The organism is Mesobacillus maritimus (genome assembly GCF_023715205.1).
GTDB lineage: Bacteria > Bacillota > Bacilli > Bacillales > Cytobacillaceae > Mesobacillus_B > Mesobacillus_B maritimus_C.
The window spans coordinates 63027-83739 of record NZ_JAMBNR010000001.1 but is presented as its reverse complement, the minus strand read 5'-3'; the positions used below and the strand labels follow the sequence as shown (position 1 = coordinate 83739).

Sequence of the window (20713 nt, the reverse complement as noted above, 5' to 3'; positions counted from 1 at the left end):
CTTTTGCCCCTCTTTCAACTAATAGCTAGTTACAACTGGTCGTTTATCTACTGAGTCTTGCTTTACATCCGAAAATGCTCTACATTCTCTAAACGCAAAATGTTTACAACCTAAACATTTCTGCTGATTAATTTGGTTTAAAGCATATTCAATCGCTTCTCCTGTATGATTGAAAAAGTGCTCTTTACCAATAATATCAAATAAACCTGTTTTTATTAATAGTCCTTTAGGTTGTTGTTGGATACCAGAAATCAGAACAATGCCATGTTGAGAAAAATGACGAACAATGCTGGAAAAATTCGCTTCTCCAGTTGTATCCATAAAAGGAACTTTTCCCATTCTTAGCAGGAGTACCTTTGGTTTATAATGAATGGTACTCATGATTGAATGTTCAAATGTTTGTGCCGCACCAAAGAAAAGTGGTCCTTCTACATTATAAATACTAATCTGCGGACAATCATGTTTATTGGTTACGATATCACTGTCCACTTTTTTATTTTTAGGGTGCGGGAGCACTTTCGTTGTCACCATTACATCACTCATACGTTTCGTAAATATAATCACTGCTAAAACAAGCCCTACTTCAACAGCTGCTGTTAAATTCACAAAGATTGTTAATAAAAATGTAACCACTAGAATAAGTGAATCAGCTGTTTTTGTTTTTAATAAATGATAAAAGACATGCCGTTCACTCATATTCCAAGCAACAACCATGAGGATAGGAGCCATGCTTGCTAATGGAATTTTTGAAGCAAATGGAGCAAACATCAGTAAAACGAGTAAAACGACAATTCCATGTATGATTCCTGAGAATGGTGATACTGCACCATTTTTAATGTTTGTTGCTGTTCTCGCAATCGCTCCCGTAGCCGGGATTCCTGAAAACAAGGGTGCTACCATATTGGCAATTCCCTGCCCAATTAATTCCCGATTGCTATTGTGTTTGCTATTGGTCATTCCGTCTGCAACAACAGCTGATAATAAGGACTCAATCGCACCGAGAATTGCAATCACAAATGCTGGCCGAATTAACAACTGAATCTTTTCCCATGTAATTTCGGGGAATGAAAACGTAGGTAGCGTATTTGAAATTTCTCCATAGGTTGATCCGATTGTTGAAACTTGATTAGGGTAAAGCATGCTAGCCAACAATGTCGAAATTAATAGACCAATTAATGGGCCCGGTATCTTTGGAAAAAACTTTGGTGTGAAAATAATCGTAATCAAACAAATTATAGCCGTCAAAATACTATAAGGATTCATCGTATCAAGGTGAATAACAATTTCTCTCATGTTATCAAGAAATAATTCATGTTTCTCTACTCCAGTGAGACCGAGGAAATTTGAGATTTGCCCAGTGAAAATGATGACAGCAATTCCTGATGTAAAACCTATTGTAACTGGCCTTGGGATAAATTTTATCAATGAGCCTAATCTAAACAAACCCATCAACACCAAGATCAAGCCAGCCAGAAACCCAGCTATTAAGAGGTTTTCAAATCCGTAGGTTACTACTACACCAAACAAAATTGGGATGAAAGCTCCTGTAGGGCCACCAATTTGGTATTTACTCCCCCCAAAAAGCGAAATAAGAATTCCCGCAATAATCGTAGTATAAATACCGTACTCAGGCTTTACACCAGAAGCAATCGCAAATGCCATCCCTAATGGAATGGCAATCACCCCTACAACAATACCAGAAATCAAATCTTTTTGAAGCGATTGTAAGGAATAACCCTTATATCTCCCACGAAAAAACCCCTTTTGCAACACAGCAACAAATCCTCCGTTCTCCTTATATTAATATATCTGATTATTTGAATATACTACTATATGAATCTACACCTGTTTGTAAAATCTGTCAAAGGTTTTTATTTAGCAAACCTATAAAAGTTCATTAATGACATTAAATCGGATGCTAGCCGAAAACAGTCTTTTAGTTTTGTTATGCAACTTATAATTGTTGTCCATAATGAGAAATTGTGGAGGAATGTTATGAAAAACACAGTTGAAGAGAATATTGAACATCCAAAACTTTCGCTCATTAAAGTGATTGCCAGAGTCGTTTTGATTACCTTAGGTGCATTGCTAATGGCTGTAGGTTTAGAGGTTTTTTTGGTTCCAAATTATGTTGTTGATGGTGGGATTACTGGTATATCCATCATGCTTGCCCATCTTTCGGGCTTACGACTTGGTGTTTTCCTCTTTCTTTTAAACCTTCCTTTCGTTTATTTGGGTTACAAACAAATCGGAAAAACTTTTGCTATTTCTACAACCTACGGCATTACAATGTTGTCATTCTTTACCGTCATACTGCACCATGCTGAAGCTTTTACAGACGATGTATTGTTAGCAACCGTTTTCGGGGGGATGCTGATTGGTATTGGAGTCGGTATAGTAATTCGCAGTGGAGGGGCCTTAGACGGGACGGAAATACTCGCCATTTTAATCAGTAAAAAGGCCCCTTTATCTGTAGGGAATATTGTTATGTTTTTTAATTTCTTCATTCTTGGTACAGCAGGATTTGTGTTTACTTGGGATCGTGCCATGTACTCATTGCTAACATACTATATCGCTTCAAAAGCCATTGATGCAGTTGTAGAAGGTTTCGAACAGACTAAATCAGTTTGGATTATCAGTGACTTTTCAAAAGAAATTGCGGATAGCATCAATGCTCGGTTAGGTAGAGGAGTGACTTTTCTACAAGGAACTGGTGCTTATAGTGGGGATGACAAACGTGTAATTTTTGTTGTGATTAACCGTATTGAAGAATCAAAACTAACTCGTATCGTGCAATACTGGGACCCTGATGCCTTTCTAGCCATAGGTGATATCGCGGAAGTTCGTGGAGGTCAATTCAAAAAGAAAGATATACATTAGACATTTATCAAATACTTTATTCGTCATATCTAATCCTTATTTGGTCACATTAATTCTATGATGGAGGTGCTGATACTGGGAAATAGTAACAAATCCGTTAAACTAACTGCTGCAGAGGTTTCCTATTTATGGACAACTTATTTATCGGACAGCATGTCAATATGTGTATTTCAGTATTACCTAAAGCATATAGATGATCAAGATATTAAAAAGTTAATCCTACATGCCCTTGACCTTTCACAACAACATATTGAAATCATCAAGAGTATTTTTACAGAAGAAAAGATTCTAATTCCACAAGGTTTCACAAAAGAAGACGTCAACCTAAATGCGGAACGCCTTTTTTCCGATATTTTTTATTTGCAATACATTAAAAATATGGCAAAAGGAGGTTTAATGACCTATGGGAGGATGCTACCGAATATTTACCGAGATGATATTCGGTCGTTCTACGCAAAAGGAATTACATCGTCCACTGAATTAGACACGGAAGCGACGAGGATTCTCTTAGAAAAAGGACTTGCCACACGACCACCTACCATCCCGTATCCTGAGAAAGTGGAGTTTGTTCAAAAGCAATTTTTCGTGTTAGAAAGATTAGGCAGGCGCCCGGCTCTTACAGGAACTGAGGTTACCAATCTTTACGCAAATATTCAGTCCAATACCCTTGGTTCAAGTAGTGCAACAGGGTTTATTCAAGCATCTAAAACAGGTAAGGTGCGTCAATATCTCCAACGTGGTAAAGAAATTGCCATAAAGCATATTAAAGTTTTTCGTTCATATCTTGAAAATTATTCCCTGCCTATTCCAATGTCCCTTGATCAAGAGGTTACTATTTCAACAGATCCTCCCTTTTCGGAGAAATTGATGATGTTTCATTTTAGTTTAAAGATTTACGCTGGAATTGGAAATTTCGGCGTCTCAATATCTGAGAGTCAAAGAAGTGATTTAGTTATGGACTACTCCCGGATCATGGTAGAGGTTTTGAAATACTCGGAGGATGGAGCCAACATCATGATAAATGGCTTGAACAACCCCCACTTTCTGCTGATCGAAATGATCTGGCAAAAGGGTAAAAGCTTAGCAATGGCCCTAATAAAAGGACCATTGCTTTTTTATTTTTTATTTTTTATATAACAGTATTGATTTTTGCAATCTGTTATAGTACACTGAATTTAACAACAAACCGACTGGGGGAATATTTAATGATAATGAATCCGACTGTAAAAGAATGCCGTGAATGTGGATGTAAGATTGAAGAAAAGCAGGAGTCCTTTTTGTACGAATGCGAGCGCTGTATCTGTAGTCATGATGATTAAAACTCAACCAAACCTCCTCAACTATGAGGAGGTTTATTTTTTTGTTGTATAACAGATTGCGTTTTTTATTAATAAAGTATCCTTATTGGAACAAATGAATTCTTTTGGTTCTGAAGTTTTTTAAAAGATGATTTTTACCATAAATGCTTATCACTCTCCATTACATGCAGATTTTTACTTTAGTTGAATTAGAGATTCACAATTAATTTTTTTCAACCATATTATTTAAAAGTTATGGACATGATTATTTTTATAATTAAAATATATTGAAAATTATAATTTTCCGAGTATAATGAAATTTATATTTTTTATAAGGGGGAAACATCAAGTGAAAACATTAGAGAGGGTGAGCGTATTTGCTGGAAATACGTTTGCTTACTGGGTTTTATTATTTGCAGCTCTTGCTCTCCTCTTCCCACAAGGCTTTACGTGGATAGGAGCTTATATCTCCGTATTACTCGGAATCATCATGTTTGGTATGGGGATGACATTATCCGCGAATGATTTCAAAGAAGTATTTAGTCATCCTAAGTTTGTGTTAATTGGTGTTGCTGCACAATATGTATTGATGCCTTTAATTGCTTTTGGATTAGCTCATCTTCTTAGACTTCCTCCTGAAATTGCTGTAGGGGTAATCCTTGTTGGAACCTGCCCTGGAGGAACATCTTCAAATGTTATGACTTTTTTAGCACGTGGAAATACAGCTTTGAGCGTTTCAATTACTTCAGTTTCAACTCTTTTAGCACCGATATTAACACCAGCTATTACGCTTTTACTAGCTAGTCAATGGTTACCAGTTTCAGCAGCTGATATGTTTATGTCTGTTGTTAAAATGGTATTAGTGCCAATTGTATTAGGGCTGTTAGTTAAAGCGTTATTCAAGAAGCAAGTTGAAAAAAGTATAAAAGCCTTACCGCTAGTTTCTGTTATCGGAATCGTTGGAATTGTTGCAGCTGTTGTAAGTGGAAGCAAAGAAAAAATTCTCGAAAGCGGACTATTAATCTTAGCTGTTGTTATTTTACACAATCTCATCGGTTACGTTTTAGGTTTCTTTGCAGCAAAACTTTTAAAAATGAACTATGCTGATCAAAAAGCAGTTTCCATAGAAGTTGGAATGCAAAATTCTGGTCTTGCTACTGCTTTAGCAACAGCCCATTTCTCTCCACTTGCTGCAGTGCCAGGTGCCATTTTTAGTGTTTGGCATAATGTTTCAGGCTCGCTGCTCGCTAATTACTGGGGAAAGAAAGCAGAAATTCAAACAAACAAAGCACCTTCAAACAACGAGACAAATGTAAAAGTATAAATTTAACAACCATAAACAAACCGCCTGTGAACTAAACTGTACCCCTTGTAAAGGACATGTTTAAAAAAGGCTAGGCTACTTTAAGTAGATGATCTCTGTATTGAACAGGGGTCATCTTTTTCATATTCCATTGATATCTGTAGTGATTGTAGTAGTGAATGGCAGCTTTCACTTCTTGTTTAAGCTCTTGCAAGGTTTCACATGATTTTATATCAGCCAGGTCTTTAAAATGACCAAAGAATGATTCCTGTGGGGCGTTGTCCCAACAGTTCCCCCTCCTAGACATGGATTGTCCCAATCTGAATTTTTTCACCAGCTTTTGATAAACAGGGCTGGTATAGTGACCTCCCTGATCAGAATGTATATAGGCCCCTTTAGTCAGTTTGATTCTCCTGTTTTTCCTTAACTTCTTAAGCGTATCCGTGGCGATATCAAGAGTAACTCGATCAGAGACCTGATGAGCTAAGACTTCATTGCTGGAAGCGTCAATAATGGTTGATAGATAAGCCCTTTTTCCTTTTCCGAAATATAGGTAGGTGATATCAGTAAGAAGGACCTTGTATGGGATGCCCTGTTTGAATTCCCTGTTAAGCAGGTTCGGGACGACCTTGTGCTCCTGGGTAGCCTTCATGATGCGCTTATAGGGATTCGCTCTCCTAAAAGGACTCTCAATTCCGTACTTCTTCATGATTCTTCTGATTCGCTTAAGATTGAAGACAACACTAAACTGACCTGCCAATACCATCTTAATTTGGCGAGCCCCTTTCTTACGGTTCTTGAAATTGTATGCTTTTAAAATCAGGTCCCGTAGGGATTCATCCTTATTCTCCTGATCCTTCCTTCTCTCAACTTGTTTGGATGAAAAGTAGTTATAGTAACCCTGTCGGGATACACCAGCGACTTTACAGAGGTGGGAAACCATCCTTGTTAGAGTGTACTTCTCGATGACGGTATGAATAAGGTTGAATTTCTGGTCAGCCGATAACTTTATTTCTTCTTCATCCCCCTTTCGGCGAATCGTATCTTTTTTAATAGTTCGTTCTCTGCTTTCAAAAGGTTAGTTTCTGCCTCTAACCTTGCATATTTTTCTTCAATGGAAAGCTCTCGATCCCTTAGTCTACCTGTGTTTCCGGGCCTTGTATCACGAAGGCCAAGCACTCCATTCTTACGATAGGCTTCACGCCATCTTTTTCCTGAAGAACGAATACGGTCAATACCAATGACTTCTTCATCAAAACCACACTTATCAAAAATTTCTCTAGGCGTCTTTCCCTGTTCATTTTGTGTTATGAATAGCTCCTTGAACTCATCAGTATAAGTAATCCCCTTTGAGGATACTGATTTGACATATGTATTTTTAGAAAGTATTTGAATTTCTTTTGCCGTGAATAATTTTTTACTCATAGTTGTTCTCCCGTCCCCATTTATTATCTATTCTACATAAAAAGACCCTGTGCAGTGGACTTTTTTAAAGTGTCTACTACACAGGGTACAGTTTAGAACTACAGGCGGTTTGTTTAGTAGACTAACCCTTTGCGAACAGCTGACTTTAACTTCTTAACCTCTGTCTGAATGTTATTGGCATTGGTTATCGCTGTTATGACTGAGACCCCATCTGCACCTGCATGCGTAACAGCAGATGCGTTATTGGCCGAAATTCCACCAATCCCCACAATTGGAACTTGAAATCCATTCGTTCTCAATTCCTCGATGAAAGAAACACCTTGAACCGGTTTCGCGTCAGTTTTCGTACTTGTGGGATACACAGGACCTACCCCAAAATAATCTGCTCTTTTATTTATGGCCTCTTCAGCCTCTGATAACTGGTGGACTGATACTCCTAAGATACGATCTCCGATTCTTTTTCGTACCAATTCAACAGACTCATCTTCCTGCCCGATGTGTACACCATCTGCATCAATTTTTAGAGCAAGGTCAATATCATCGTTTACAATAAACGGTATATTATAATTGTGACAAATTTGTTTTAATTTGAGCGCTAGCTCAAGCTTTCTTTGTCCTTGAAGCGAACCATTTCCTTTTTCACGAAATTGAAACATCGTGATGCCCCCATCTATCGCTTCTTTCAGTACCTCTTCAGGAGCTCTTGTACAATTGACACTTCCCATAATAAAATAAACTTGTAGGAACTCGCTTATTCTCTGTTTTTCTGTTTGCTTCATACCAAAACGATCCCTTCGATAAAGTTTCTATGTTTCTATCTTTCTCTAACAAGCTGTTTATAGGCCCAATGGTTTGTTGGTCCATGCCCTTGTCCAATGAATATTTGATTTTCGATGGCTGCCTGAATATAGTGTTTAGCTGTTGATATAGCTTCTTTTACCGTAGCCCCTTTTGCTAATTCAGCCGTGATAGCAGCCGAGAAGGTACAACCCGTTCCATGTGTATTATTTGTAGGAATCCTTTTATTTGTGAACAGTGTAAACTCACTTCCGTCATATAGAAGATCTGCCGATTCTGAAGAATCTTCATCATGCCCCCCCTTAATAATGACATGTTTAGCCCCCATATTGAATATTCGTTTTGCTGCGTCCTGCTTGTCTATATTTGTGCGTATATTTATTCCTGTTAATACTTCTGCTTCAGGGATATTGGGTGTAACCACCATAGCCAATGGTAGTAACTCTTTTTTTAACGCGTCTACAGCCTGTTTTAAAAGTAGAGAAGCCCCTCCCTTGGCAATCATTACAGGATCCACAACAAGCTGATTCCAGTTATAATAGCGAACTGACTCTGCTACAGCAGTAATAATTTCAGCATTAAAAAGCATGCCAGTTTTTAATGCGTCAACCCCGATATCCTCTCCTACAGATTGAATTTGCTTCTGAACCATTTTCGCAGATAAAGGATAGACATCTTGAACTCCAAGTGTATTCTGAGCCGTTACTGCAGTAAGGGCTGTCATTCCATACGCATGTAGTTCCTGAAATGTTTTTAAATCCGCTTGGATACCAGCTCCTCCTCCACTATCTGATCCTGCAATTGTCAAAGCTTTATACGGTTTCAATCTTGGTCCCTCCTAAATGAGTAGTTGTCCAATCTTCTAGATTACTAGCTGATAATTGATTCAAGAGTTCGATTTGGAAGCTTCCTGGGCCAACCGAATCTGTCATCATTGCTGCTTTTTCTCCAGCAATACCAAAATAAGTTATAGCAGCTGTTGTGGCAGTCAACCTATCTTGCTCAACAGCATTAAATGCACCAACAATTGACGTCAATAAACAACCTGCTCCTGTCACTTGTGTCAACAGAATATGTCCATGTTTTACAATATTGGTTCTTATACCATCCGAAATAATGTCTTCTTGTCCAGTAATTGCAACAACCATATTGAATTTTTGGGCAGTGGTCTGCGCTAATTTAACAACATTCCCTTGTTCTCCTCCGCTGTCAACTCCTTTTATTCTCCAACTTTGACCGGCGACATTGGCAATTTCCGCAGCATTCCCTCGTATTACTGAGACATTCACTTCATTTAAAATCCGTTCCGCCGTTTTTGTTCGGTAAGATGTCGCCCCAGCTCCAACGGGATCAAGTATGACTGGAACACCTTTTTCATTAGCTGCTTTTCCAGCAATGATCATCGATTCCACAATGTTTGAATTTAATGTACCAATATTTAATACTAATGCATCAGCGAGTTGGGCCATTTCAGCCACTTCCTCTACTGCATATGCCATTACTGGAGAAGCTCCTAGCGCTAGCAGTCCATTTGCGGTAAAATTAGTCACTACAACATTGGTAATATTATGTATTAGCGGTTTTTGTTGTCTTACTTTTCTTAGAATTGGGATAAAACTCATCTGTACTCCTCCTAAAAATTGATAAAAGCCAGATCCTAAATGGACCTGGCTTTATAGTTAAAAACATAAGAGCTTTGTTTTTGACTACTTTCCTCCGCTGGTATAATCCAGATCAGGTCCAAAGGGTTAGAAATTTTCTTTCCTCTCAGCCAAACGGCACCCCTAGTAGTGTTCTTATTCATTTTATATTATCATAGCTATAAATGAATAATCTGTAAAGTTTAAAATGTCTGTTTTATTAAAGGTGGGAATTACATGCTTCAACTAGGTCGCAAACATAACCCGCTCAAGAATGCTGCCTTAATTAAGCAATTGTCTTATTATAAGCCACAAATTAAAAGCGCTGTTTCGGATACAGATCAAGCTTTTTCAAAACTGATTCATCAACCTATAAAAAGCATACAACCTGAGCCTCGACCATCGACCGCAACATTGTTCCGAAAATTAGCTGTAAGTTTTGCGCGCTTGTGTTTGGCGAATACAGCGGACCCTCAACTTTCGACGAATAAAACAATAATTAATGAACATGATTTTATTTTTCCAGACTGGAAACTGGACCTGGATAATGAACATCAACAATTGCTTTCTCAGCTCAAAAAAGAAGTAAACGTAACCGATTTTGGTGCCGTCGGGGACGGGAAAACAGATTGTACTAAAGCATTTATTAAAGCAATTGGACTTGGTCAAGTAAAAGTCATCATTCCGGAAGGGATTTTTGTGACAAAAGGAATTCGCCTTCCCTCATGGACCCACCTTGTTGGCGCTGGGAAAGGAAAAACCATTTTGAAATTACATGATCAGGCGTCGAAAGGAACAAGGTTAGTAACCAATATGAACCATTGGCGTGGGAACCATCATGTTTTTATTGAGGGAATGAGTTTGGATTGGAATGTCGAAAGGTTTGGAGAAGCGATAAAAACATGTACATGGGGAAATCATTCAAGTTGTTTAACGTATGCAAATGTTACTTACGGTTGGGTCAAAGATGTAGAAGCAATGAATGCTGGTCTTCATGGTTTTGATGTTTCTGCAACATTATATGATTATTCTGGTGATGGCAATAAGGCTCGTGGTGGCAGTAAATATATATGGCTTGATCAATTAAATGCCTACGGGTTTGGCGATGATGGTATCACAACTCATCATAGTGAGTATATCTTGATTTCCAACTCCCATTTATGTGATCCGAGCGGTCGTGCTCACAAGAAAGGCTATTCCAATTCAAATGGAATAGAAGTGGATGATGGATCAAAAAATGTTTGGCTTGTTAATAACTCGACTACACGATGTTTTGGTGGGGTTGAAGTGAAAGCCCATCATAACTCATCTGCCGGAAACAATGTCCAAATCATCGGTCATCTCTCCATTCATGATAATCGAAGTTACAACTTCCGCCACATCGGCCATCACAAGAGTACTGACCCAAATTCAAAAACAGCCTTCTATATTCGTGCAACTAATCTTATTAGCATTGAACCGATGTTTACCGATTTATATGAAAATTCCACACCTAGAGCGATGGTCATATCAGCGTATGTTCATGTAATTGTGAACCACTTTACGCTAATCGGTAAAAAAAATTATGATTATAAAAAAAATCCGATTATTGCGATCCAATATAAAGCTCGAAACATATGTTTAAAGAACGTCTATAGTCGAGGTTTCAAAACAGGTAGTACGGATATTCGAGTCTTTGGTGGTCACCAACATGCTGATCAAGTATATTTAAAAAATATAATAGTAGAAGATTCAGCACCAATTTCATTAGATATTGGTAAAAATGTAAAGTACGTGAGCGTAGAGGATTTCACAGCAATAGCTGTAAATGGCAAGCACGCTCTTAAAGCTGCTAAGCGTCCATTAAAGATCATGAATGCTTCATTTAAAGGGTATACTACACCCGTTTTAATCAATAACGAACCCGATCATTCATTTAAATAGTTGTGCTAAGTGGGGTGGCTAGGAAAGGTCACCCTATCTCTTAAGCCCTAATAACAAAAAACGTACCGAATAATAACAAAATCAGGATCGCCCCTAATGCCATCGCGAACATACCAGAAATCATTTTTTCTTCCTTATATTCAGCATAGCCGAGAATAAATATTAATATCGCAATAAGAATTTGTGTCCAGGTGAAAGCAAATTGATGTTCGGCTATTATGGAATAAACTGACAAATTGAGTACAACAACAGCAAGACCAACTTTCCCCCACTGCAACCCCTTCACCTCCAATAGTGTATGGTTAACAGCATCAACATGTATGTGAACCCTTACACTGATTTGTTTAAAATGACCTTTTTAAACACTTTTCTATACAGTCTATGGATTCACCATTTCAAATGTAAATAAATCCCTGAAAATCAGGCTTATACATATTAACATTACTTAATATTTGTCTGTTTGCTCGTGATGACCTTGAAGAATCCAATAGGTTAATATTAACCTTCCTAGATTTTAATATGAATTCTCCTAACTTATTTTTTTCTACCAAAAACACTTTGACAACATTCATTGTATAAGTTAATTTAAATATATTGTAAGAAGGGTGTGGTATGCTTGAACAAAGAGATTATTAAGTTCTTGAGAAAGAGCCATAATTTAAACCAACGAGATTTTGCTAGAATTGTAAATTGCAGCTATGCCTTAATCGCACTAGTAGAAGTCGGAAAAAGAAGAGTAACTGAGGATTTGGAAAAAAAAGTGAAAGAAGCTTTTGACCTCGATGAAAGTCAAATTCAGTCTATCGCAGCTATAATCAAAAGCCTGGGAGAAGGCATACCGCCATTTATGTGATGCTGCGGTATTTTTTGCGTAAAAAAAAGAGTTGCATTTAAACGCAACTCCATCTCCCCTTTGTTCCTAGCAATTAGAGCACTGCTTCTTTTCTTTCTAAATACCGTTCCATTTTCCGTTTTATTCGTTGTAAGGCATTGTCGATTGATTTAACGTGGGTATTTACGTTCTGAGAAATTTCAACATAAGAATGGCCTGCGATATGCAATTCCAAAACTCGCTTTTCTAAATCACTCAACTTTTCTGACATTTTTCGCTCCAAATCACTCGCCTTTTCCTGATCAATGATCATTTGCATTGGGTCCATATTTGTCGGACCGGTAATCACATCCATCAGCGTATGATTGGACTCTTCTTCATAAATAGGTTTATTTAATGAGATGTAGGAATTTAGTGGCCCATGTTTTTGGCGAGTTGCAGACTTAACTGCTGTAATAATTTGTCTCGTAATACAAAGTTCTGCAAACGCTTTAAAAGAAGACAGCTTGTCTACTCTAAAATCTCGTATTGCCTTATAAAGCCCGATCATTCCTTCTTGAATAATATCTTCTCGTTCCCCACCAATTAGAAAATATCGACTCGCTTTTGCACGAACAAAACTACGGTATTTCCTCATTAAATATTCTGAGGCCTCTCCATCACCATCTTGGAACAGCTGGACTAAAATTTCATCATTCAATTCGGCATAATCTTGCATCAGTTTTTCTTTGATGACCACACTCACACTGTTACCTCCGACAATATTATTTGATTTGATGTTCCAAACTATTCCTAAAAGTATGAACACCTGACATATATTTTAATAGTAACGTAGACTGGGCATAAAAGGAATTTAAACTTATCGACTTTTTTTTACACGAATCGGTAGAAACCAAAAAGTATAAAAAGAAAACAAACACTTTGGCAGCGTTTGTTGTTTTGTATTTAATGAATTTGTCGAATTTCCTCGGACGATTTTTGGTATAAAAGTAAAAAAATATTGTTCTATTCTTTTTTTCTATTCTTTTATTGAAAGTATATTTGGTATTTGGCTAGTATTTAAATTGATATTTTCTTTTAGTAACGTATGAAATGCTTCTGGTACGTTTACCTTCATTCGAGTTTGGCGATTGATCGTCGTTAACACGACTTCAGCTGTTACAACGAGTTCATTTAAATGATTGATCATGTTCTGCTTTAACGTGTAACTAGTATTTCCAATCCGATCCAATGTCGTTTGAATCAAAAGTTGATTATGATTAAATACTTCTTTTTTATAACTTACACCTGCATGGACAACCACTGATTCCACACCAGTTTTAATACTAAAACGGTACCAATCTTGGCGCGCTTGGTCTAAGTATTCAAACAACAAAACATTATTTACGTGCGCTTTGTTGGTTTTTGCGACAATTTTCATTTCTGAATAAGCCATGGTTTTTCCCCCATATTCCTTTATTCTTTGTTATTCGTCTTCAAAATGAAAAAACCTTCTTTTTTTGTAAAACGAATTGAGTTTTTTAACTGATTTCAAAATGTCGGCTAAGAATAGAATTTTGTTCTATCCTGCATGTTTTTTTATTTACAGGAAAATACTACCTAGGTATTTGTTAAATTTCTCTTGATATAATATTTAAACATAAAGGAGAGATTTTCATTATGAAGACGCTAAAATATATCTTTTTCATCATAATTTCCACTGTCATTATCTCTGCTTTTTGGATATATTACCCCCATTATCAAATTCAAAAACTGCAAGATGAAACAAGGGAAGTTGGCAGAGATATGAGTAGTGAGACATATTTAGATTATTATCGTCAATTTGATAAAGGTGAGATTAATCATCTTGCTCTTGGGGACTCTGTTATTCATGGGTTTGGTGTAGAAGAAACTGAAAACTTAGTGTACAAGTTCTCTGATCAATTAGGACAAGAAATTAACAAGACCGTTCATTATATAAATGAAGGAAAAAATGGAATAACGAGTACAAGTTTAAATGAAATGATTCAAAAAGGGGCTTTTAACGATCAAATAAAGAAAGCCGATATCATTACCGTAAATATAGGTGGGAATGATGTGTTAAAAACAGCCAAACAAAAAGATTATTCTAAAGCTATTAATTCTTTTGATACACTGCAATCCATTTTCACAAAAAATTTAGCTGACATTACAAAAAAAATTAATGAAATAAATCCAAGAGCAACAATTGTGTTCTTGGAACTCTACAATCCATTACCAGCGGATCATCAATTTTCTGATCTAGCGGATACGCTATTGCCAAAATGGAATGTTAAAATTTATGAAGTTGCCCAGACAATTCCCACATCCATTGTTGTTCAAACGACAAAAGTAATCAATAGTAAAAACCCTCAACACCTTTCGGAAGATGGTGTTCACCCAAACTCAGCTGGATATGCCGCAATCACAGAACAAATGATGATACAGTTTTCAAAAGAATATCGGAAGCAAGCTGTATAATCTCACACACCCTTCCTTTTTTTGGGTGTAATGAATAAAAAAAGCTGTATTTACAATAAAGTAAATACAGCTTTTTTACGTCCCAGAAGGGATTCGAACCCCCGACCTACAGTTTAGGAAACTGTTGCTCTATCCTACTGAGCTACTGAGACATTTTCTTAACGACTATATTATTATAAAATGCAATTTAAAAATTTTCAAGGATAAATTTGGGCAGAATAGTAATTTAATCTTTTTACTCTATTTAATGGCGAACAGATTCACACTGTTCGCCTTTTCCTTTATTGTCCTTTAAACTCAGGAGACCTTTTTTCAATAAATGCACGAATACCCTCTTTCGCATCTTCGCTCGTAAATGCATCTCGTGAATAACTCCACTCTTCTCTAAAACCAATGTCCATTGGGTGATTTAATAAACGTAAAACCGCTTTCTTTGTACTTTGAACTGCAATTGGACCATTTTTACAGATAATATTCGCGTATCTCTCTGCTTCTTCCAGAAGGTTTTCTTTAGGAACTATTTTATTAATAAGACCCATTTCTTTTGCTTCTTGAGCGGAGAATTGCTCGCCTGTGAGTAAAATTTCCATTGCCCGGCAATATGGGATTTGCCTTACTAAGCGGACAAGTGACCCTGCTGCAGCCATAATAGACCACTTTGGTTCCGGTAAGCCAAAGCGAGCATCTTCAGTGGCAATTCGAATGTCGGTTGCTTGTAGAATTTCAGTTCCACCTGCAAGGCAAAAACCATTCACAGCTGAAATGATAGGCTTCCATACAGGAGTATTCTTTAGCATCGCTGCATCTGTCTTTTCCGGATCCACTTTTCCTTCCATAATTTGTGGGATTGTCTGTTTTAAGTCGGCGCCAGAACAAAATGCCTTTTCACCCGCACCTGTTAGAATAATGACACGAACCTCATCATCATCTTGAGCTCTAAGAAAATAATCTCCAAGCATTTCAAACCCTTCAGGCGTCATTGCGTTCATCGCCTCGGGTCGATTAAACGTAATATATGCTTTATGGCCTTCTTTCCGATATAATACAGGCTGTTCCATCCTTCATTCCCCCTCTTTTAGAAATACTTGTGGTTTATTACTTGATCTCTCATTTCTCCGCCCCTACTGTTTAATTTTCTTTGTTTGAATATATTCGGCAACAAAATTTGTTGTAGTCCGGCCTTGTTTATACGCAACGTGTCCAACCACGTCCTGTAACATTGGAATATTTGTTTTAATTCCCTCAATGGTATACTCCTTAAGGGCTTTTTCTAGAATTTGAATTGCCTGCTCTCTGTTTTCCCCACTCACAATTAACTTGGCTATCATTGGGTCGTAAAAAGGAGTCACTTTTGACTTTTCATGTACTGCTAAATCATTACGAACTCGTTCTCCTGTAGGTACTTGTAACTTACTAATTTGTCCTGGTGAAGGAAAGAAGGTTTTTGGATCCTCGGCATATATTCGGACTTCGATCGCATGACCTTCTCTTTTTACTTCTGATTGTTGCAGAGTCAACGGCTCGCCTGAAGCAATTTTTAATTGCCATTCTACCAAATCCAAGCCCGTAATTTCTTCTGTCACAGGGTGCTCTACTTGAAGTCGAGTGTTCATTTCGAGAAAATAAAAATTTCTGTGTTCATCTACTAAAAACTCAATGGTTCCTGCATTTTTATAACCAATAGCTTTGGCAGCTGTAACAGCTGCTTCCCCCATCTTCCTTCTTGTTATTTCATCGAGAAATGGTGATGGAGCTTCTTCAACGACCTTTTGATGACGGCGTTGAATTGAACATTCTCGTTCCCATAAATAGATGACATTCCCGCTATTATCCGCTAAAAGCTGTATTTCAATATGCCTTGGATTTTCAATAAACTTTTCTACATACATCGCGCCATCTCCAAAAAAATCGTTCGCACGCTTTTGATTTCCTGCAAACGCCTTCTTCATTTCCTCTTCATTATGAGCAATTTGCATTCCGATGCCACCACCACCTGCGGATGCCTTTAACATAACTGGAAATCCAATTTGACTTGCTATCATCGAAGCTTCCTCAGCATCCGATAATGGATAGGCAATACCGGGAACAATCGGGAGGCCCGCTTCCTCTATCGTTTTTCTGGCCTCAATCTTGCTTCCCATCTTGCTTATGACATCAGGAGATGGGCCAATAAAAGTAATCCCTACTTGTTCGCACTCCATTGCAAAACTAGCATTCTCAGATAATAGACCATAACCTGGATGAATGGCCTCAGCTCCCGATTGCTTTGCAACCTCTATTATATTTTCCATGTTTAAATAACTTTCATTTACCCTTGCTCCACCAATAAGATAGGCTTCATCTGCCATTTGGACGTGAAGTGCATCAGTATCTGCCTCTGAATAGACTGCGACCGTTTTTATTCCAAGCTTTTGACAAGTACGAATGACGCGGACCGCGATCTCACCACGGTTCGCAATTAAGATCTTTGAAAACATTAGAATTATCTCCCTTCAAACTAAATAGGGCACCCGTCAAAATAATATACTCACTTCTGACGGTCGCCCATTAGAAAAGCGTTTACAATTAGTTGATTACTTGATAATGATTTTCGTATTTTTTGCGTAAAACATGTTTTTGGATTTTTCCAGTTGCCGTCATTGGTAATTGTTCTAGGAAAATGACCGATTTTGGCACTTGAAATCCACCCAAATGTTGCTTGCAATGCTCGATGATTTTTTCTACAGAACTAGTGCGCCCGGGTTTTAAAACGATAAATGCCGTTACAGCTTCGGCCCAGTGCTCATGTGGCAAACCAACAGCGACTGCATTGGCCACATCATCATGCATTAAAAGTGTGCCTTCTACTTTTATGGAAGCCACATTTTCCCCACCCGTTTTGATGATGTCTTTTTTTCTGTCAACAAACACTAATTGACCATCTTCATCCCAGTAACCTAAGTCTCCTGTATGATGCCATCCAAAGGCCTGAGCTTTAGCTGTTTCTTCTGGATTTTTAAAATACCCGTTCATCACATTTGCCCCACGGTGGACAATTTCCCCCACTTCTCCCTTTGGCAGAATGTTCCCGTCATCATCCATGATGGCTGTGTCATTAATAAGGGAAGAAGTGCCCCAATAGGAACCAAAACGGCGTAATTGTTCTTCCGGTCTAAACACCATTGTTGAGGGGTACATTTCTGTTTGCCCCGTTCCTAGGGCAAAATTCGGACAAATTTCATTGATGCATCGCTGTAATGACTTTTTATCCATTGGTGCCATTGCATAGGTACATCTTCTTAACGAACTAAGATCATATTGTGAACGTTTTGGGTGATCAAGAATCATTTTGTACATCATAGGAAGAGCAAACATATTCGTGATTTTTTGTGTATCAATTGTTTTCATTAAGGTTTCTGGTTCAAAACCATTAATGATGATGCTTTTTGCTCCTCTGTGCAAAGCAGACATTGTGAACGTATGTTGTGCACAATGGAATAATGGCATCATGGTTAATATAACTTCATCTTCACTGAAATCAGATTCAATAATATTTCCTAAACTTGCAATATAGACCGCAATATGACTTGTCATGACTCCCTTTGGGTTTCCGGTCGTACCACTTGTAAACATGATTTGAGCAACATCTCGATCTTGGATTTCAACAATCGGCTCTTTTTTCAACTGTCCGTCTAAGGCTAATAAGAAAGTGTTTGTATCTCCTAGGTTGCCTCTAACACTCATGATGTTTGAACAAACCTGTTTTATTTCTTGTAAATCATTCTCAACAAAAGGAGCGTCTGCAAGTATCATTTTTGCTTCAACCTGCTTTAAGATATAGAGCTTTTCAGCAACTGAAATACCTGGGTTCATCGGAACCCAAATGAGTCCTGCTTTGGCAATCCCATTAAATGCTACTACGTATTCCCATGAATTTCCGCAAATAGAGGCAATCGTATCCCCTTTTTTAAAACCTGAATTTAATAAAAAGTTGGCAAATTGATTCGTCAGTTCATCCAATTCTTGATAAGTAATTTCTCGTAAACCATCCACAATGGCTATTTTCTCAGGGAATCTTGATGCATTTCTCCTAATGATATCTCCAATCGCAACCCGATTAATTAGGTTCTGCATGCCATCTTTTCCCTCCACCCTTAAATTTTTTCTTTTTTCACTAAACCTTTGGCAATCCCAACTATACATTCTTCTCCGGTTTGTTTGACCGTTGTTTGTTTAACCTTTACAACCCCTGTACCGTTCCCTTTGTCTTGCAGATCTAATACTTCTAACTCTACATGGATAGTATCGTGAATAAATACTGGTTTAATAAAACGTAGCTTATCAATACCGTAGTTTGCGACAATGATATCTGGATCCATTTTAGTCAGACCTGTTGCAAATGAGAGCACTAACATTCCATGAGCTATTCTTTGTTTAAAAGGTGTGTTTTTGGCATATTCAATGTCTGTATGGAGCGGATAATAATCTCCTGTTAACGCAGAAAACATGACCAAGTCAGTTTCCGTAATAGTCCTACCTCTAGACTTCCATCTCTCTCCTATTTCGAAATATTCAAAATACTTATCGTACACTTTTATTCCCCCTCTTAAGGTTTTTGACGTAAAACCGTTTTTAGGATTTTGCCGGTTGCATTTCGTGGCAATGCGTCCACTACTTCTACCTGCTTCGGAATCTTAAACCTAGCAATCTTTCCTTCTAAATATGCCGCGACATCTACTACAGATAGAGTTTTACTTTGGTCATTTAAAGCTACCACTGCTTTAATCGATTCTCCCCATTTTTCATCTGGATAACCGATTATTGCGACTTCACTAATATTTGGATGTCGATATAAAACTTGTTCAATTTCAATTGGATAAACATTTTCCCCACCAGTGATAATCATATCTTTCTTCCGATCAACAATGTATATAAACCCTTCATCATCAAATTTTGCTAAATCCCCAGTGTAGAACCAACCATTTTTAATTGCCTCCTGTGTCTCCTCCGGTTTATTCCAATATCCTGCCATCACGTTCGGCCCATTTACAATTAATTCCCCAACTTGACCTGGAGGAACATCACGGCCATTCGGATCCACAATCCGTACAGAAGTGTGCATAGGTTCTTTCCCGACGGACCCGTTTTTACGCAAGGTATTTTCCTTATCGAGAATACTGACAAACGGAGCTGTTTCGGTTAAACCAAAACCTTCATAAAAAGGGATATTCCGAGACTGAAAAAACTCAATGACTGTTATTGGGCATGGAGCTCCTCCAGATACAGCAAACCTAAGCGAGGAGATATCATAACTTTCAAAGTTTGGAACATTCATTAGCGCTTGCCACATTGCAGGTACTAGGAAAAGACAAGTTATTTTCTCATCATGTATTTTTTGCATAATCCTAACTGGGTCAAATACATCATCTAAAATGACCGTCCCACCTTTATACAATAACGGTGTTGTAAAAACGCTCATCCCACCAATGTGAAATAATGGCGCTACTGACAAAGTAATATCTGTATGATCAAATGGGGTACTGTGAATCGAATTAATCGCATTCCACTGAGTATTCCCGTGAGTAAGCATCGCACCCTTTGGCCTACCTGTTGTACCAGATGTATACATCATTAAATGGACGTCATCTAGTTTAACATCGAACTCCAGCTCAGATATTGAAGCATTCGTTAGTAACTCCTCGTAGACAGCATCCTCTGGGTGAGGTTGACTGCCTACATGAATAAAGGTTTGGATACTTGTTTCTATCAACCTAAGTTTATCTATTAATGGTTTCATTCTTCCGTCATAGATAAAATGATAAGCTCGGGAGTCGTTTACAATATATTGAACTTCATCTACACTTAGCCGGAAATTAATCGGGACAAGTATGGCACCAATCTTTGCACAAGCAAACATCGACTCAATCATTTCATTTGTATTTAATAACAGGGCGTTTACTCGGTCCCCTTTCCTTATGCCAATTTGTAGGAATGCATTTGCTAACATATTAACCCTTTCATTCAGTTCAACATAAGTAAACCTTCGATCATTGTAAATAAGTGCTAAAGTCTCGGGTCGAACTTTACTATGTTTTACCAGCCAGTTTCCAATCCCTGTTCCCATTCTTTATCAACTCCCATAAGAGTAAGATTCTAT

The 20713-nt window shown here is 37.7% G+C and carries 20 protein-coding genes, 1 tRNA gene and 1 riboswitch; of the genes, 7 read left to right on the top strand and 14 right to left on the bottom strand.

Annotated features, from left to right (window positions below; all coding sequences use genetic code 11):
* Positions 1-18 precede the first annotated feature (18 nt).
* Positions 19-1773, bottom strand: coding sequence for a SulP family inorganic anion transporter (locus M3182_RS00385; RefSeq protein WP_251429644.1), 1755 nt, complete (start codon positions 1771-1773; stop codon positions 19-21).
* Between the two features lie 222 nt (positions 1774-1995).
* Here M3182_RS00385 and M3182_RS00380 point away from each other — a divergent pair, with 222 nt between their 5' ends.
* From M3182_RS00380 to M3182_RS00365, 4 genes are all read left to right on the top strand, one after another.
* On the top strand, positions 1996-2880 hold the full coding sequence (locus tag M3182_RS00380; RefSeq protein ID WP_251429646.1) for a YitT family protein: 885 nt from the start codon (positions 1996-1998) through the stop codon (positions 2878-2880).
* A gap of 57 nt (positions 2881-2937) precedes the next feature.
* The gene (locus M3182_RS00375) at positions 2938-4017 is read left to right on the top strand and encodes a DUF3231 family protein (protein WP_251429647.1); all 1080 of its coding nucleotides are present in this window, start codon (positions 2938-2940) and stop codon (positions 4015-4017) included.
* Between the two features lie 68 nt (positions 4018-4085).
* Positions 4086-4199 (top strand): protein YhfH, encoded by a 114-nt coding sequence (gene yhfH, locus M3182_RS00370; protein ID WP_251555714.1) that lies wholly within the window; start codon positions 4086-4088, stop codon positions 4197-4199.
* A 328-nt stretch (positions 4200-4527) separates the two neighbouring features.
* Positions 4528-5502 carry a bile acid:sodium symporter family protein gene (locus M3182_RS00365; protein WP_251429651.1) on the top strand — a complete coding sequence of 325 codons (975 nt, stop codon included), beginning with the start codon at positions 4528-4530 and terminating at the stop codon, positions 5500-5502.
* Between the two features lie 70 nt (positions 5503-5572).
* Here M3182_RS00365 and M3182_RS00360 read toward each other — a convergent pair.
* The 4 genes from M3182_RS00360 to thiM form a co-directional block, all read right to left on the bottom strand.
* Positions 5573-6906 (bottom strand): IS3 family transposase gene (locus tag M3182_RS00360; protein WP_432806679.1). Its coding sequence is split into 2 segments (ribosomal slippage): positions 5573-6493 and positions 6496-6906, totalling 1332 coding nucleotides; the frame shifts between segments, so codons are not numbered across the junction.
* A 113-nt stretch (positions 6907-7019) separates the two neighbouring features.
* Positions 7020-7685, bottom strand: coding sequence for a thiamine phosphate synthase (gene thiE, locus M3182_RS00355; protein WP_251429653.1), 666 nt, complete (start codon positions 7683-7685; stop codon positions 7020-7022).
* 35 nt (positions 7686-7720) lie between these two features.
* Positions 7721-8530, bottom strand: coding sequence for a bifunctional hydroxymethylpyrimidine kinase/phosphomethylpyrimidine kinase (thiD, locus tag M3182_RS00350; RefSeq protein WP_251555711.1), 810 nt, complete (start codon positions 8528-8530; stop codon positions 7721-7723).
* Positions 8517-9326, bottom strand: a complete 810-nt coding sequence (gene thiM / locus M3182_RS00345; RefSeq protein ID WP_251429657.1) for a hydroxyethylthiazole kinase — start codon at positions 9324-9326, stop codon at positions 8517-8519. The genes thiD and thiM overlap by 14 nt, the downstream gene beginning before the upstream one ends.
* Before the next feature lie 72 nt (positions 9327-9398).
* A riboswitch (TPP riboswitch) is annotated at positions 9399-9500 on the bottom strand.
* An 81-nt stretch (positions 9501-9581) separates the two neighbouring features.
* Here thiM and M3182_RS00340 point away from each other — a divergent pair.
* Positions 9582-11267 carry a glycoside hydrolase family 55 protein gene (locus M3182_RS00340; protein ID WP_251429659.1) on the top strand — a complete coding sequence of 562 codons (1686 nt, stop codon included), beginning with the start codon at positions 9582-9584 and terminating at the stop codon, positions 11265-11267.
* A 40-nt stretch (positions 11268-11307) separates the two neighbouring features.
* On the opposite strand, the gene M3182_RS00335 is transcribed toward M3182_RS00340, so the two are convergent.
* On the bottom strand, positions 11308-11544 hold the full coding sequence (locus tag M3182_RS00335) for a hypothetical protein (protein ID WP_251429661.1): 237 nt from the start codon (positions 11542-11544) through the stop codon (positions 11308-11310).
* A 339-nt stretch (positions 11545-11883) separates the two neighbouring features.
* On the opposite strand from M3182_RS00335, the gene M3182_RS00330 reads away from it, so the two are divergent.
* A complete protein-coding gene (locus M3182_RS00330) occupies positions 11884-12120 on the top strand; it encodes a helix-turn-helix domain-containing protein (RefSeq protein ID WP_251429663.1) in 237 nt (78 codons plus the stop codon).
* Positions 12121-12193: 73 nt separating this feature from the next.
* On the opposite strand, the gene sigH is transcribed toward M3182_RS00330, so the two are convergent.
* Positions 12194-12907, bottom strand: a complete 714-nt coding sequence (sigH, locus tag M3182_RS00325; RefSeq protein WP_432806596.1) for an RNA polymerase sporulation sigma factor SigH — start codon at positions 12905-12907, stop codon at positions 12194-12196.
* A 210-nt stretch (positions 12908-13117) separates the two neighbouring features.
* The gene (locus M3182_RS00320) at positions 13118-13534 is read right to left on the bottom strand and encodes an acyl-CoA thioesterase (RefSeq protein WP_251429665.1); all 417 of its coding nucleotides are present in this window, start codon (positions 13532-13534) and stop codon (positions 13118-13120) included.
* A gap of 224 nt (positions 13535-13758) precedes the next feature.
* Here M3182_RS00320 and M3182_RS00315 point away from each other — a divergent pair, with 224 nt between their 5' ends.
* Entirely contained in the window at positions 13759-14577 is an 819-nt protein-coding gene (locus tag M3182_RS00315; protein WP_251429667.1) for a GDSL-type esterase/lipase family protein, read from the top strand.
* 78 nt (positions 14578-14655) lie between these two features.
* On the opposite strand, the gene M3182_RS00310 is transcribed toward M3182_RS00315, so the two are convergent.
* From M3182_RS00310 to menE, 6 genes are all read right to left on the bottom strand, one after another.
* A tRNA-Arg gene (locus tag M3182_RS00310) sits at positions 14656-14729 on the bottom strand.
* A 129-nt stretch (positions 14730-14858) separates the two neighbouring features.
* Positions 14859-15635: an enoyl-CoA hydratase/isomerase family protein gene (locus M3182_RS00305; protein WP_251429669.1), complete on the bottom strand. Its 777-nt coding sequence runs from the start codon at positions 15633-15635 to the stop codon at positions 14859-14861.
* 63 nt (positions 15636-15698) lie between these two features.
* Positions 15699-17054, bottom strand: a complete 1356-nt coding sequence (locus M3182_RS00300) for an acetyl-CoA carboxylase biotin carboxylase subunit (protein ID WP_251555709.1) — start codon at positions 17052-17054, stop codon at positions 15699-15701.
* A gap of 88 nt (positions 17055-17142) precedes the next feature.
* On the bottom strand, positions 17143-18690 hold the full coding sequence (locus M3182_RS00295; RefSeq protein ID WP_251555707.1) for an AMP-binding protein: 1548 nt from the start codon (positions 18688-18690) through the stop codon (positions 17143-17145).
* A 20-nt stretch (positions 18691-18710) separates the two neighbouring features.
* Positions 18711-19148, bottom strand: coding sequence for a MaoC/PaaZ C-terminal domain-containing protein (locus M3182_RS00290; RefSeq protein ID WP_251555703.1), 438 nt, complete (start codon positions 19146-19148; stop codon positions 18711-18713).
* A 14-nt stretch (positions 19149-19162) separates the two neighbouring features.
* On the bottom strand, positions 19163-20680 hold the full coding sequence (gene menE, locus M3182_RS00285; RefSeq protein ID WP_251555701.1) for an o-succinylbenzoate--CoA ligase: 1518 nt from the start codon (positions 20678-20680) through the stop codon (positions 19163-19165).
* Positions 20681-20713: the final 33 nt, after the last annotated feature.

What these genes read in the sequence shown, in the direction of transcription:
- M3182_RS00380 (WP_251429646.1), top strand. Translation starts at nt 1,996, where the DNA reads ATGAAAAACACAGTTGAAGAGAATATTGAACATCCAAAACTTTCGCTC.
- M3182_RS00375 (WP_251429647.1), top strand. Translation starts at nt 2,938, where the DNA reads ATGATGGAGGTGCTGATACTGGGAAATAGTAACAAATCCGTTAAACTA.
- yhfH (WP_251555714.1), top strand. Translation starts at nt 4,086, where the DNA reads ATGATAATGAATCCGACTGTAAAAGAATGCCGTGAATGTGGATGTAAG.
- thiE (WP_251429653.1), bottom strand. Translation starts at nt 7,685, where the DNA reads ATGAAGCAAACAGAAAAACAGAGAATAAGCGAGTTCCTACAAGTTTAT.
- thiM (WP_251429657.1), bottom strand. Translation starts at nt 9,326, where the DNA reads ATGAGTTTTATCCCAATTCTAAGAAAAGTAAGACAACAAAAACCGCTA.
- M3182_RS00340 (WP_251429659.1), top strand. Translation starts at nt 9,582, where the DNA reads ATGCTTCAACTAGGTCGCAAACATAACCCGCTCAAGAATGCTGCCTTA.
- M3182_RS00320 (WP_251429665.1), bottom strand. Translation starts at nt 13,534, where the DNA reads ATGGCTTATTCAGAAATGAAAATTGTCGCAAAAACCAACAAAGCGCAC.
- M3182_RS00315 (WP_251429667.1), top strand. Translation starts at nt 13,759, where the DNA reads ATGAAGACGCTAAAATATATCTTTTTCATCATAATTTCCACTGTCATT.
- M3182_RS00305 (WP_251429669.1), bottom strand. Translation starts at nt 15,635, where the DNA reads ATGGAACAGCCTGTATTATATCGGAAAGAAGGCCATAAAGCATATATT.
- M3182_RS00300 (WP_251555709.1), bottom strand. Translation starts at nt 17,054, where the DNA reads ATGTTTTCAAAGATCTTAATTGCGAACCGTGGTGAGATCGCGGTCCGC.
- M3182_RS00295 (WP_251555707.1), bottom strand. Translation starts at nt 18,690, where the DNA reads ATGCAGAACCTAATTAATCGGGTTGCGATTGGAGATATCATTAGGAGA.
- menE (WP_251555701.1), bottom strand. Translation starts at nt 20,680, where the DNA reads ATGGGAACAGGGATTGGAAACTGGCTGGTAAAACATAGTAAAGTTCGA.